The following is a 13,673-nucleotide window of genomic DNA, read 5'->3' on the forward strand; positions in this document are numbered from 1 at the left end:
AAGGATTAATAGCCAAAATCTTTCTTGATAATGGAAATCAGGTCATCCGCAGTACGAGTCTGATTAAGTTTCAATGTCTGATACACGGCATCGGTCTGGAGCAGTTCTTTTTCAGAAGTTTCTTTACCGTTGTCTTCAAGATCTTTGCGAGTAGCGCAACCCAACATGTAAAGGTCAATGTAACCTTGCTCGAAGTAATGGGAAGACTTGGAAGGAAAAGTACGGGCGTTCGCATCCGTAGCGAGCGTACGATCCCTTAGGATGAAAACGGGCTGGAAATAATAGTCCCTCTTCTCCTCACCAGATTTGTTAGCCGTGGAGTACCAGCCAAGGAGCCTGAACTGGGGGATCACCCGAGCTGGCGTAGGCAGAAACAGTGCGATAGAGGAGCGCACTTCAACGATTTTCTCTGTGTCGCCACGCTTGAGTTGGATGTCAAACAGGTCATTACGCTCAAAGTTGTCAGTTCTAATGTCATCGTAGCGGACAACTTCAATCTCCTCGGGAAGCTGTTCCCGAAGAATCTGGGCTGTAAAGGCATCTGCAGTAGTGCCGAGAATCTGCCGTGCCTCAATGACGATCAAAGGACGCTGCTGACCTCCGGGATCAGCAGCATGGGTGTAAGGTGCTTTGGCAAGTCCCTGCTGCTTAGCATGCTCGTAGAGAGCTTTTTGCTCGGAGTCCTGCAGATTGAAGCGGTACAGTTTACGCTGTTCCCCATTCACTTGCACCGTTTCAGTCTGGATAGTCATGCTTCAGGTTGTAGCACGTTACTCTTTAACCCAACAAGAGATTCCAGCAGGGTGGCAAAGTCAGGGAACCGCTCCGGCCCAATCAGTCCCGCGCGAAGCCGCCAAGCTGTAACTCCAGTGTTATTACGTTTGTTGAAGGTCTTGTCCCATTCACCGAGAGTGATCAAGCAGACGTGAATAGGTTTCTCCGAAACGGCACTTTCTAGAGCCATGATTTTTTTGCCTGCGTCCTGCTTGATGAGGTGATCCCCTTTGGGATCAATTAGCCAGATAGCATCCTCCGTCCACACGATAAAATCCGGGAAAAACCGCCTACTGGTGCCAGGTTCTAGTAGAGGAAGGGCATAACCGCCGTTTTCTGGATTTCGGCACCAAGGCCATCCGAGGTTATCAAGAGCCTGGGCACACTGGAGTTCCATCTCATTTAACCCACTGTAGGATGGATGAATGGAATGAATGAAAGTATTAGCGTTAGTGGTATCAGTGTAAACCATTGGAATTTCGGAGTGCAGGCCAGGTAAAGTGGAAATACGGACATGTTCTAAGAAAACTTCCACCACATTCTGGGCATCTTGCTCTATTTGCTTTGCTGCTCGGCTGCCAATCTGCACTCTGGCTGCAAATTTGGCATCCGAAAGGTCGCACACCGCCAGAGCGTCAGGATACTGGCGGTTAACAAATCTAGTGAAGAGCCATCTCACAGGAACGGCCATCGCATTGCCCTGTTCAGTCCAAATGACCCTCTCGATCTCGCTGGCCTCACCTACTTCCTGGGTAACACGAGCAACACGCCCACTGGCTTCATTATCACGATCATAGATACGAACGTCGTCAATGGCTTGCATGACGAAGTCGGCGGCAGGTTGCATGTCAAGCATTACTGTTGGGAGAACGACTTCTTCACGGGCTTCCTGAAGCTGTAGGGTACGCCTATCTCCACCTGTGGCTTTAATTTCAATGGATGGCATCTCGTTTGTTAGTTTCAACCTAACCTGTTTGAGCATATCCATAAATACGCCTGCCTCATCTACATGGATATAAAAGCCGCAGGCGTTGAGGCGTGGGTCAGGATAATGTTTACTTCCCGGTTGTCTGAGCACCCGTCCAATGATCTGCTCAATCTGGGTTTCTGAGCCCATACTCTTGTCTATATAGGCGAAATAGCATTCTGGATCATCCCAACCTTCCTGTAGGCTCAGGTTAAAAATGATGTGTTCGTAGTCCCCCTCAATGAAATCGGCATAGTCGTTTTCGCCACCTCGAAAGAGAATGAATTCATCCGGCAGGGGATGAGCACGGTTCACGTCAAGATTGCAATAAACAGCTATCTTTCGCGGATCTATTTCGCATTCGTTGACCAAATAGCGCCATATTCTAATTGGTGGTGCTTCCCGTGAAGTAAAAGGCTTAAGTTCATCGCCCTTGATGTTGGTCTTGCAAACGTAAATGCACTTCGGAGAGAAGTTCAAGTACAATTCTTCGGCTTTTGCCTGCAGTGCTGCATGATCTTCAATCATTGCAGCAATGGCAAGCTCCTCAGCAGTGGCATACCCTCCTAAGTGAATCTCTCGTTTAACCAGTTGAGCATCTAGTACGGCTTTGCTGTCCACTACCGTCCTAAAGTCTTCATTAGAGTAACCATTACGAGTTAGTAATTCGACGATTTCCCCCATTTTTCCAGGGAGTTTCGGTGTAGCTGAAGCCAGAACGATGGCGTCAGGCTTGAGTTCCATTAGAAGGTTGGCTTGTTGATCAGAAAGGTTATGCCCCTCGTCGTAGATGATGAGTAGGGGACGGCGATAGCCCTGCGCCGTTTTACGCTCAATGAGGCGTTCCCATAGCGAGGGGCCGCCCCTGTCAACCTGTGCCCCAAAGATCAACCTTTCTCCCCGTTCCTTACTGTTGAACGTGGCAACGGTACCAAGTAGCAAAAGCGCTGTAGAATCATCATCAATCAACTTTGGATCGCAGTTACTCAGCGGCGAGACGTAGAAACTCTCCAGCAAGTGATGGTATTTTCCACCATCTGTGAAATTTACAAAGGTTTGATCCACTACGACTTTGGCCTTGGACACCCACAGGACTATTGGCTCAATCGCTTGGCTTTGGCGCATTTGAGCAACAGCTTCCGCCAAAATAGGAGTTTTGCCCGCACCCGTGAGTGCCTGTAGAGTCTGATAGAAGGGCAAAGCACCATAACCCTTCTGACGAGGTCGTTCGGGGTCATGAATGAATGAGTGGAATCGTTGCGCCATGGTGTCTGCGGCAGCCTGTTGGAATTGAAAAAGCTCGATCACTCCTGAACCTCGTCTGAAATGTCTTCGTGGAACCCTATGCGACGTAGGATTTCATCCGGAATCTGGTAGAAAATGATGTTCTTAGCCATCAGGTGCGAAGTGCGAGCGTACACATGGTAAGGCTGCTTCAGTCCCTCATCGGCAGCTTCTTTGATGATATCAGTCATGATGCTTACTGACAGAGGCGTCTTAGCGTGGGGGCCGTCCCAGACGAGGAAGTACCCATTGTTGCTGATATCCTTAGCTACAAGATATTTATAGCCTTTGTGAGTTAACGTCTCTAGCATAGGGCCTTTGCGGTTTTTGTTGTCCCAGTGTGACATCAGGATGAGATCAACCATCTCCTCTCTCTGCATGGCAAGTACCGCATCATGGTCAATCTGTTTACAGCTAGTCTTGAAAGTGAAGCCCCCTGCAAGTGGTGGCTGTTTACCTTTAGCCCACTTGCCAGAAATCACTCTCTTCAAGCGCTCGGCTGTTAGTGTTCTAGCATAGGGATCGCCGCGTTCAGGACGACTCTGCTCAATCAGAATGAACTTGCGACTGCTACCAGTGTCATGATTCATCTTCAGAACGGCATGACCTGTCGTACCTGACCCAGCGAACGGATCAAGCACAAGTCCATTAGACGGACACCACAACTGGATAATCTTGGTGATCAATTTGAGTGGTTTGACCGTCTCAAAACCATGTCTTGAACCGATGATTTCAGCGAGTTCAGTAATCCCCGCCTGACTATGTCCACTCTCTGCATGAACCCAAGATTGACTTCCCAAGGTAAGTGGTTCTTCGTACTCTTCATCAGCCCAGAAGGTCAGCGGCACCTTGCCCTGCTTCACATCTTTGAGATAACGCTTCAAACTGGGTCGTCCCAGACCATCACTCAAAAAGATGACCTCAGGCCAAATTTCTGTTTCTCGGAAGTGATGTGCTCGTTTGGCAGCTTTAGCCACGATTTCTGGAGGGGTTTCCAGCTTACCGTTGAGTAGGGAAGTCCCCTTCAATACGAGTGATGGAAGTGTGGAATTTGGATCGGCGATCTCAACATATTGACTGCCATAGGCCTCTAGCGCTTTCTTAATTTCGGACTTTTTGCGTCGCCAACGGCCATTCCCTGCGGGATAATGAATCACGCCAGTGAAGGGGGACTGAATACCATAATCCTCCGGTTTGGCATGTGGCTTAGCGCCTAGGTCACCAGAGCGCCACACATGTGGGTCACCGTCAACACTGCGATAACGTGCATTCATGGATTCAGTCCGTTCAAGCAGGCCAGTTTTCGCTTTTTCACGTACTCGGGCATAAACCAGGACGTACTCAGTAGCCGTTGAGACATGAGCACTGTCGTTTTTCGCTGAATATGACTTTTGCCAATTGATGATCGCTAACCTATTGCTTTCACCGAAGGTGTCATCCATCAACATGCCAAGGCGGAAGAGTTCACGTTCGTCAATACACACTGCACATACTCCACCTGGGCGAAGCATAGCTTTCATCATCTCTAGGCGGGGGGCCATAAAGCGCATCCACTTAGTGTGACGGGCACCATCATCTGATGTAACTAATTGCCCAGGATCAGGATCGTTGGGATCATCGTTCCATCTATCGTTGTATCGGAAGTCGTTTCCAGTGTTATACGGTGGATCAGCGATGATCAGATCGACTTGGCCGCGATAACGGTAAAGCGAGGCCATGACCTGAAGATTATCGCCCTCAATCAATAGGTTTTCCAACTTGGCCTGTTTCGACCCCGCAGAAAATTCCTTCAAAATCTTCTGACTGCGCGGCTGTAACTTTCCAAGAATCCGGCGAACGCTCAGCCGTCCAGGATATTCCAAACGAATGCCAGACTCAGGAAGGTCAAGGTTGAGCTGATTGGTTGGTGCCAGCAGTGGCGCTGTTGAAACACCAATTAAATCTGGTGAAGGTTGTTCTTGCGGTGTAGATGGTCCGGTCATTTACCTCTCCGTTAATTGCAGAATATGCAACTAAATTCTGTTTTTAGCTGCGCCCTATTCTAGTCGAATCCTTGTGTTATCACAAGATTTATTATCCCGTCTGGCAGGCCGACCTCGCGGTTGCATAGTTGTCTTAAATTGCTCTACGTCTTGGCGGGAAAACAGATACTGCTTTCCTTTCCGAACATGAGAAAGACGTCCCCCGCGGGCATACTGTAATACTCGCTCAGTCGAGATTCCCAGTAGATGACCCGCCTCTTGTGCAGTGAGCACATCTTCCCAGTTATCCATTAGTCACCCTGGGCATTGGCAACGATTTCCGCGCACGTCCCGTCCCCACATGCCCTACGAGACAGCCCTGAATTTCCACACTCGTCGCTGGAACCACGATGGGCGCGTAGGCTGGATTCTCGCTGTGTAGCGACACCACGCCATTGAGTCGGTTCCATCTTTTCAGGGTAGCGGTGCTTACATCCGGCAGGAGCACCAGCACGATTTCACCTCTGAGGGGTTCGGCCTGGCTTGGACGGATAGCGACGAGGTCACCGTCGAAGATGCCTGCCCCGATCATACTGTCGCCAGAGACGGGCAGTAGGAAATCTCCTGGTTTGAGGTCAAGGACATCCTCTAGGCGGGTGACATAGCGTTGGATTTCCCCTTCCGCCAGAATGGGATGCCCTGCGGCGACAGTTCCAAGTACGGGATAACTATGTTCCGTTAGCTTTCGCCCTTCCTCGGTCAGAGTAATTAATGCTCGCTGACGATCACTGGCTTCGTAATGGATAAGGCCCTTATCACGCAGGGCCAGTAGGTATTGCCGCACGTTCTGTCTAGGTAGTGAAAGGGCATGAGTCAGACTCTGAGTAGTGACAGGTTGATGTGCTGCTTCAAGGGCCGCAACCTGCTCCAGAATTTCGCGTTGGCGTGGGGCATGGTCCAGGGGGGACATAGCTAAAGTGTATAGATACACGTCTATGAGGGCAAACGCAAGCGTCTGAGGATACCTGCAGCGTAAGTTTCGGCACTGGTGAAACTGTGAGCGATGCGTTGCAGGTACCATTCTGGCAGCTGGCCGGGCCAGCGGCGTTTTCGTCTCCAGGTATCCATCAGTGCGGTAATAGTTTGCTCATCCGCCTGAAGCTTTCTGGTAGCGAGCAGGAGTGAACCACAGACTTCATTAACCCGTTCCTTTTCAAGCAGATACCAGTATTGATCATCGTTTTGGAGTTCAATGACCAGGCAACCAACCCGTTCACCATCTGGCTTAAGGAGGTTGCCGAAGCGGCTTTCTGTACCTCCCGGATTGTTAATGGTCAATTCCTTATAAGGCAGGTTCAGATGGGGCAACATCTGGCGTAGGCCTCTGAAGTCGTCGTTCTCGATAGGTGCTTCAATCTTTTCCCCTTGAAGCACCGCTTGCCGCGCTGGACTACTTCTGTCCTGGCCTGTCCCAGTAGTGAGGTGGCGTGGAGACGGGATGAAGAAGGGAGAGAAGGAACTGTGCCCTTCCCTATCGCTGTGCTGAAGGGAAATCGGCACCCGGTCACTGAACAGAGCGGGAAGAGCTGGAAGGAGAACAGCGGAGCGGTTGCTCTGAGGTTCAATATTGGAATGCAGGCTGATTTGACTGGCGTTTTTGACCTTTCGCCGTAAAGTTCTAGTCTGGGTTTCCAATTGCATGGACGAATACGCCTCCCCACTTTCCTGAAGAAGCTGGACTTCATTGAAGGGCAAGGAGAGGTCCAGATCGATGATTCGAGTGACCAGGAAGCTGTCTGCGAGGTAGCGGCCCTGGCAGGTGAAACGGCGCAGGCCCCGATATGGGAAAGCAACCTTGGGGTACACAAACAGGCCCTGTGAGGTTTGGCGTTGACCTACAGAGAGTTCATTCGCCAGTTGAAGGGCAGCTTTGCGGGCTACCGGGTCGAGGGTGAGCCAGGCCAGTTGAGGGGTATCGGTGGCTGGAAAGCCTTTGGGGAGGGGATATTTGTAGATGCCATCTTGCAGGACACCACTTTGGCTGATTTCAGAGAGAACCGAGCCAATTTCACCGGAAACGATGCTCTGAAGGACTCGGGAAGATGTGCCGTAGCTCCAGCGGATGAGTTCAAGGGCAGGAACGAGCAGTCGGCGGCTATTGGTTTCAAGGGCAACGTATCCGCTGTGACTGAGCATGTCCCATGCATTACCAGTCAGGGTGTTGGTGGCATTCAGGTCAGGGGATTCGGTGAGTCGCAGGGCCTTGTGACTGTCGAAGTCAGCCAGGAAAGTTTCAGTGATGGTGAGTGGGCGGCGGTTACGTACCAGCTTGCGATTACGGAACATCATGCCAACGTGTAAAGCAGGCAGGTCCCCAAGGCTGAATTCCACGCGCAGAACGCGCTCAAGATCAAAACTCTGAGGGAACCGCCCATAATTGACCTGGGCGGGTGAGCGGCGGGCAGAGTATGGGATAGCCGCCAGAAAGGCGAGTAGGCCTGGTTGACTGTTTCCGGGCCTAGGTTCAAGTGGTCCCAGCCAAATGAGCATCCAGAGACGATTGTCTTCTGGAAGGGCATTCAGCTGCGGCCACTTCTTCATCAGGCCGCCCGCCTGACTTCAGTCTCACCCAATTTGTACGAGTCGCAGTTAGCGTTTTTATTGACATGCGCGGTGCTTTCTCCCTGGGGAGCGCGGGTCAGCTCGTCCACCGTCAGGCGCGGCACCTGCACGGTGAGGTCAATGCGGTCCAGCAGCGGGCCGCTCAGCCGGGCCTGATAGCGGGTGCGCTGCGCGGGCGTGCAGGTGCAGGGCCGCTCCGGGTCGCCCAGGTGCCCGCAGGGGCAAGGATTCATCGCGGCGATCAGCTGAAAGCGGGCCGGGTACTCCACACTGGCCCGCGCACGCGAGATGGTCACCCGGCCGTCTTCCAGCGGCTGGCGCAGGGTTTCCAGGGCCTTGCGGGAAAACTCCGGAAATTCGTCCAGAAACAGCAGCCCCCGGTGCGCCAGGCTCACCTCACCGGGCTTGGGAATACTGCCGCCGCCGATCAGACCGGCGTCGGACACGGTGTGGTGCGGGTGGCGGTAGGGCGCAGCTCCCAGCAGCCCACCCCGCGTGAGCAGCCCCGCCGCCGAATGAATGCGGGTGACCTCCAGCGCCTCGGCGCGGGTGAGCGGCGGCAGCAGCCCGGCGGCGCGGCGGGCCAGCATGGTTTTGCCGCTGCCGGGACTGCCCACCATCAGCAGGTTGTGGCCACCGGCCGCCGCGATTTCCAGAGCCCGCTTGGCAGCCGTCTGGCCCTTGACGTCGGCCAGATCGGGGCCAGCAGGCCAGTCGGCTTCAGGCTGCGGGGGCGCGGTCAGCGGCAGCGGGGTCTGGCCCGTCAGGTGCCGCACCGCGTCCAGCAGGGTGCCGGCTCCGTACACGGGAACCTCAATCAGCGCGGCTTCTTCGGCACTGCCGGCAGGCACCAGCGCGGGCAGGTCCAGCTCGGCGGCCAGCAGGGCCAGGTTCACCGCCCCCGCCACCGGGCGCAGCGATCCGTCCAGGGCCAGCTCACCGGCACAGATGACGCCGCGCAGCGCTTCCAGCGGCACCTGCTCCTGCGCGGCCAGCACGCCCAGAGCAATGGGCAGGTCGTACAGCGGACCTTCCTTGCGGAGGTCGGCAGGAGCCAGATTCACGGTGATACGGGCGGCCGGAAAAGGCAGGCCCGAATTGCGAATGGCCGCCCGTACCCGCTCGCGGGCCTCGCTCACCGCCTGGTCAGGCAGGCCCACCACCATAAAGGACGGCAGGCCCGGCGAAACGTCCACTTCCACCTCTACCGGCACCGCGTCCACCCCGACCAGGGCCGCGCTGCGGACACGGGCTAGCAACGAACACCTCGGCTGTGGGTCATGCGGAGCAGCTTAGAGCATCCAGCCCCGGCGCGGCTGCGCGTCAGGCTCGGTGAGAGGACACCGGTCCGCCTTCCACCGGGGTTTCGACGACGGGGGGCACCGCCAGGTCGGACGCCCGCAGGGGCTGGGTGGGCTGAGGTTGCATGGACTGGGGCTGCATAGGCTGGGGCTGGGCGGGCACAGGTTGTTCCGCCGCGGCCGGGGCCACGCTTCCCGGGGCAGCCGCGTACACCACCTGCTCGGCAGGCTGGGCGGAAGCTGCGGCCGGCATGGGCGCGGCCGGCACCGGCTGAGGCTGGACAGGCTGACTGTGTATGGGCTGGCCCTGCACGGACTGACTGTGTACAGGCTGGCTCTGTGCGGACGGAGACGCAGCCGGGGCATCTTTCATGCTCAGTTCCAGCTCGTCTTTGAGGCCCTGGGTACCGCGCTTGAATTCACGGATGCCCTTGCCCAGGCTCTTGCCCAGCTCGGGCAGGCGGCTGGGGCCGAATAGGACCAGCGCCACCAGCAGAATGACCAGAATTTCCATCGGACCGAGGTTCATATGTCCGAGTCTAGTCCCTGAATGTCCAAGTTCTGTGAAGTGCGTCTCCCCCGCCGCTACACTGCGGCCATGACCCCGAACCCTAGGCAAGTGGCCGCTGGGCACCTGGACGCTGGGCAACTGGACGCCGCCGTGGTGGGCGCCGGCCCCAACGGACTGAGCGCCGCCATCACCCTGGCCCGCGCTGGGCTGCGGGTACGGGTGCTGGAAGCCCACAGCCAGCCTGGCGGCGGCCTGAGCAGCAGCAACTGGCAGGGCTTTACCTTTGACACCGGCAGCGCTATTCATCCGCTGGGCTACGCTTCGCCCGCCTGGCAGGAGTGGCCGCTGCACGCCTTCGGGCTGGACTGGGTGCGCTCGCCGGCCCCCTACGCGCACCTGTGGTGGGACGGCCGGGCGCTGGCGTTGCCGCAGAAGCTGGACGCGGCGGCGCAGGTGCTGGGGCCGGACGGCGGGCGCTGGCGCGGGCTGTTCGGGCCGCTGGTCACGGCCCAAGCAGAACTGCTGGAAGACACGCTGCGCCCCCTTCTGCGCCTGCCACGCCACCCGCTCACCCTGGCCCGCTTCGGGGTGCCGGCGCTGGCGCCCGCACCACTGACCGCCGAGCTGCTGTTCCAGACGCCCGAAGCCCGCGCATTGTGGGCGGGCCTGGCCGCGCACGTGAATCTGCCGATGACCACACCCGGCGTGGGCGCGGCGGCGCTGATGCTGGGCACCGCCGCACACGCCGGGGGCTGGCCTTTTCCACGCGGCGGCGCGCAGGCCCTGACCGGCGCTCTGGCCGAGTACTTCCGCTGGCTGGGCGGCGAGATTCAGCTGAATACGCCGGTACGCACGCGGGCCGACCTGCCAGCGGCGCGGGTAGTGTTGGTGGACTCAAGTCCGGCCGTGGCACGCCGGCTGCTGCGCCGCTCCACCCCTGCCTACGACGCCTGGTTGGCCCGCTTCCGCTACGGTCTGGGCGCAGTCAAGCTGGATTACGCCCTCAGTGGGCCGGTGCCCTGGCTGGACCCGGCGGCGGCGCAGGCGGCCACCCTGCACATCGGCGGGGGACTGCGGGAAATCGAGCAGGCCGAGCGCGGCGCGGCGCAGGGCCGGCTGGCGCAGCGCCCCTACCTGCTGGCCGCGCAGCACACGTTGTTTGACCCTGGCCGCGCACCCCAGGGCGGGCACACCTTCTGGGTGTACGCTCATGCGCCGGCCGGCACGGGCCCCGAATACGCCGACACCATCGAGGCCGCACTGGAGCAGCTGGCCCCCGGTTTCCGCGCCCGCGTGCTGCACCGCCGCGTGACCACCCCGGCGGAGTTGGAAGCCTTCAGCCCAGTGTTCGGCGGCGGCGACGTGAACGGGGGCCGCTTCGACCTGCCGGGGCTGCTGGCCCGCCCAGTACCCACGCCCACCCCCTACCGCACGCCCGACCCGCAGGTGTACCTGTGCAGCTCGGCCACGCCCCCCGGCGGCGGGGTGCATGGGATGTGCGGCTATCACGCAGCGCAGGCGGTCCTGCACGACCTCTTTGCCTGAGTCGGTAGTCCGCTAGGCACACGCAGTAACCAGCAGTGCGGCCCCGTCCTGAAGAAACCAGGCGGGGCCGCAGCCTTATCGGTAGATGAGCTGACGGGCAACCAGAGGGGCAGGACCGGGCCGGCGCTTAGCCCAGCCTCAGAGCTGGTCTCTCAGGCCGGTAGAAATCTTGAAGCGCACCTTTTTCCCGGCAGGAATGGTGATGCGCTCGGTGGTGCCGGGGCGCACGCCCTGGCGCTGGGAGGTCTGAGAAATGCTGAAGGTGCCCAGATTGGGCAGACCCACCGTGCGGCCCTGCTTGAGAGCGTCCACCATCAGGCCCACGGCCGAGGCCACCACGTCGCCGGCCTGCTTGCGCGACAGGCCAGTCTGCTCGCTGATACGGGCAGCCAGTTCTGCTTTTGCCACTTTTCCCTTGTTCATAGCTTCCTCCAACAAAAGCCGGCAGCCGAACTTGCCGGAGCTTCCGCGCTAGACCCGCTTTGGGTCAGGCTTCACGTGGACTTGGCCAAACCTTAGCACAAATGGGTAAAATGTTACACTCTGTTTGCTGCAGGCCAGTGCTGGATGGCTTTCTATCTGCTGCCGCTCCCGTAGCCCCCAGGGCGCTACCTGCAGCCCCTCGGTGGCCGACTGCTCGGTGGCCGCGACGCCAGGGAAAGCGGGCAAGGGCCGGGGCACCTGACTCTCCTCCCCGCGCCCCTCACTTCAGACCTGCTCGGTGACAGGCTCAGGCAAGCCAATCAGCCGCACCCGGCCGCTCAGGCCGTCGAAGGTCCATAGGCGGCCCAGCAGAGGCTCGCCCACACCGCCCAGCACCTTGAGGGCTTCCAGCGCCATCATCTGCCCCACCAGCGCCGGCACCGGTCCCAGCACCCCGGCCTCGTCGCAGCTGTCGGCTTGGGCGCTCTCCGGCGGAAACAGGTCGTGCAGCCGCCGTCCCTGCGCAAACACCGTCACCATGCCGGACGTGCCGCTGGCCGCGCCCCACACGCAGGGCACGCCAGCCGCGTGCGCCGCCGCCGCCAGGGCGTAGCGGGCCTCCAGATTGTCGGTGGCGTCCACCGCCAGGGTCACGCCGCTCAGCAGCTGCGGGGCGTTGTCCGGGGTCAGGGCGGGCACCACTTCGGGACGGGTGAACGGGTTGATGGCCTGGGACTGAGCGGCGGCCAGCTCGGCTTTGGAGCGGCCCACATCGGCCGTGCGGAACAGCAGCTGGCGGTGCAAGTTGCTGACCTCCACTGTGTCGTGGTCGGAAATTCTGAGATGGCCCACCCCTGCCCCGGCCAGCGCCGCCGCCACTGCGCAGCCCAGCCCGCCCGCGCCCACCAGCAGCACCCGCGCCGCCGCCAACCGCTCCTGCGCTGCGGCCTCTTGCCATTCGGGGACCAGCAGCGGCCGGCTGTAGCGGCGCAGTTCGGGGCGGGTTAAAGGATCAGCCATTAGAAAGGCGTATTTGCCTGCCGCCTAAGGAATTCGGCATCCCAAGCAGGAGATTCATAAGAGATAGTTGTATGAACAGAGTCACCATTTGTATACGGCTTCTCTATGCTTAGTGAAATAAAGTAGTTATGTCCATCAAATTTCCAACCGTAAAGTATTTTTTCACCTCTCTCTATATCAAACTTTATAGAATAAGCCGAAGTTGAATATTTATTTACAGTGTAAATTTCAATTCCTTTACCATATTTTTGCTCTAAATTCCTTTTCATTAAGTTATATTGGTTTAGTACATCATAGCTATTGTTAAAAGTTACCGAGGTTTTAACAAGTTGGTCCCTATTGTTAAAAAGGTGGTCTACCCGGACATCATTTCCTAGGAGCTTGCCCATATAGACGAAATCGTTCGCCCCAGAACTCGAGTCTTTGCGCACAAAGGTGAAGCCCTGAGATTCCATCTTTTGACGCACTGCGTAGCCACTTGAATACCAAGCAGTGCCAGCGAATGAGGGTTTAGCGTAGGCATCAATAACAGCTGAAGCTTCACCCAAAACCAGTAGGCCTAAAAGGCCTATAGCTAATTGCAGTTTTTTCATGCCAGGAATTTTACCAGAGGCTTGACGTCACCAACCCCAATCTGGCCGCGTTACACTGACCCCCATGTGGCTGCTTGTTTCCCTGCTGTCGTTCCTGCTGGGTTCACTGGTGGCCGGCATCCTGTACTCGCGCTGGCGTGGACAGGACATCCGGGGTGCCGACCTGCCCGGCGGCAGCGGGAGCTGGCGGCAGTACGGCCCGCTGGTGGGCACCAGTGTGGCGCTGATGGACGGGCTCAAGGGAACGCTGGCCGTGGCGCTGGCCCGCTGGCTGATGCCGCAGGAGCCTGAACTGGGCGCGGCACTGGCCACCTTTTTCGTGGTGCTGGGACACTGCTACCCGCCGCTGTTCGGCTGGCGGGGCGGGGGCGGCATCGCCACCCTGATAGGCGCACTGGCCCTGGCGGCCCCACAGGCGCTGGCCGGCACGCTGCTGGCCGCAGGCCTGTTCATGCCGCTGTACAAGGGGCTGCTTCAGCGCTCCTTCAGGCTGAACGTGGTGCCGGTCACGGCCGGCGTAGTGGTTCCGGTCCTGCTGTGGCTGGCGTGGCAGCGCGGCGGCTTCTGGGCAGCGCTGCTGGGGGCGCTGGTCATGGGCGTGCGGGCCGCGCACATGTTGCTACAAGACCGCCAGCGGGAGCAAGGCAGGCAGGGGGCCCGCAGCCTGTGAAC

Annotated in this window: 13 protein-coding genes; 2 read left to right on the forward strand and 11 right to left on the reverse strand. The window is 58.2% G+C overall.

The window, feature by feature from the left end:
• Nucleotides 1-5: 5 nt before the first annotated feature.
• The 8 genes from DEIPR_RS08395 to tatA form a co-directional block, all read right to left on the reverse strand.
• The gene (locus DEIPR_RS08395) at nucleotides 6-752 is read right to left on the reverse strand and encodes a hypothetical protein (RefSeq protein WP_013615397.1); all 747 of its coding nucleotides are present in this window, start codon (nucleotides 750-752) and stop codon (nucleotides 6-8) included.
• Entirely contained in the window at nucleotides 749-3,049 is a 2,301-nt protein-coding gene (locus tag DEIPR_RS08400) for a DEAD/DEAH box helicase (protein ID WP_083801558.1), read from the reverse strand. The genes DEIPR_RS08395 and DEIPR_RS08400 overlap by 4 nt, the downstream gene beginning before the upstream one ends.
• The gene (locus DEIPR_RS08405) at nucleotides 3,046-5,007 is read right to left on the reverse strand and encodes a site-specific DNA-methyltransferase (protein WP_148231818.1); all 1,962 of its coding nucleotides are present in this window, start codon (nucleotides 5,005-5,007) and stop codon (nucleotides 3,046-3,048) included. Before DEIPR_RS08405 ends, DEIPR_RS08400 begins: the two co-directional genes overlap by 4 nt.
• Before the next feature lie 54 nt (nucleotides 5,008-5,061).
• Nucleotides 5,062-5,298 carry a helix-turn-helix domain-containing protein gene (locus DEIPR_RS14885; RefSeq protein WP_083801559.1) on the reverse strand — a complete coding sequence of 79 codons (237 nt, stop codon included), beginning with the start codon at nucleotides 5,296-5,298 and terminating at the stop codon, nucleotides 5,062-5,064.
• Entirely contained in the window at nucleotides 5,291-5,956 is a 666-nt protein-coding gene (locus DEIPR_RS14600; protein WP_013615401.1) for a LexA family protein, read from the reverse strand. Before DEIPR_RS14600 ends, DEIPR_RS14885 begins: the two co-directional genes overlap by 8 nt.
• 23 nt (nucleotides 5,957-5,979) lie before the next feature.
• The gene (locus tag DEIPR_RS13970; RefSeq protein WP_148231819.1) at nucleotides 5,980-7,587 is read right to left on the reverse strand and encodes a hypothetical protein; all 1,608 of its coding nucleotides are present in this window, start codon (nucleotides 7,585-7,587) and stop codon (nucleotides 5,980-5,982) included.
• Nucleotides 7,587-8,867, reverse strand: a complete 1,281-nt coding sequence (locus tag DEIPR_RS08425) for a YifB family Mg chelatase-like AAA ATPase (protein ID WP_013615403.1) — start codon at nucleotides 8,865-8,867, stop codon at nucleotides 7,587-7,589. Before DEIPR_RS08425 ends, DEIPR_RS13970 begins: the two co-directional genes overlap by 1 nt.
• 64 nt (nucleotides 8,868-8,931) lie before the next feature.
• Nucleotides 8,932-9,438, reverse strand: coding sequence for a twin-arginine translocase TatA/TatE family subunit (gene tatA, locus DEIPR_RS14810; RefSeq protein ID WP_013615404.1), 507 nt, complete (start codon nucleotides 9,436-9,438; stop codon nucleotides 8,932-8,934).
• Nucleotides 9,439-9,507: 69 nt separating this feature from the next.
• Between tatA and DEIPR_RS08435 the strand changes: the two genes are divergently transcribed.
• The gene (locus DEIPR_RS08435) at nucleotides 9,508-10,965 is read left to right on the forward strand and encodes a phytoene desaturase family protein (RefSeq protein ID WP_049775125.1); all 1,458 of its coding nucleotides are present in this window, start codon (nucleotides 9,508-9,510) and stop codon (nucleotides 10,963-10,965) included.
• Nucleotides 10,966-11,103: 138 nt separating this feature from the next.
• Here DEIPR_RS08435 and DEIPR_RS08440 read toward each other — a convergent pair whose 3' ends face one another.
• From DEIPR_RS08440 to DEIPR_RS13975, 3 genes are all read right to left on the reverse strand, one after another.
• The gene (locus tag DEIPR_RS08440) at nucleotides 11,104-11,388 is read right to left on the reverse strand and encodes an HU family DNA-binding protein (RefSeq protein ID WP_013615406.1); all 285 of its coding nucleotides are present in this window, start codon (nucleotides 11,386-11,388) and stop codon (nucleotides 11,104-11,106) included.
• Between the two features lie 285 nt (nucleotides 11,389-11,673).
• Nucleotides 11,674-12,408 carry a HesA/MoeB/ThiF family protein gene (locus DEIPR_RS08445; RefSeq protein ID WP_013615407.1) on the reverse strand — a complete coding sequence of 245 codons (735 nt, stop codon included), beginning with the start codon at nucleotides 12,406-12,408 and terminating at the stop codon, nucleotides 11,674-11,676.
• Nucleotides 12,408-13,001, reverse strand: a complete 594-nt coding sequence (locus DEIPR_RS13975) for a hypothetical protein (RefSeq protein ID WP_148231820.1) — start codon at nucleotides 12,999-13,001, stop codon at nucleotides 12,408-12,410. Before DEIPR_RS13975 ends, DEIPR_RS08445 begins: the two co-directional genes overlap by 1 nt.
• Nucleotides 13,002-13,065: 64 nt before the next feature.
• Between DEIPR_RS13975 and DEIPR_RS08450 the strand changes: the two genes are divergently transcribed.
• A complete protein-coding gene (locus DEIPR_RS08450; RefSeq protein ID WP_013615408.1) occupies nucleotides 13,066-13,671 on the forward strand; it encodes a glycerol-3-phosphate acyltransferase in 606 nt (201 codons plus the stop codon).
• Nucleotides 13,672-13,673 lie beyond the last annotated feature (2 nt).

This window comes from Deinococcus proteolyticus MRP (assembly GCF_000190555.1).
Classification (GTDB): domain Bacteria; phylum Deinococcota; class Deinococci; order Deinococcales; family Deinococcaceae; genus Deinococcus; species Deinococcus proteolyticus.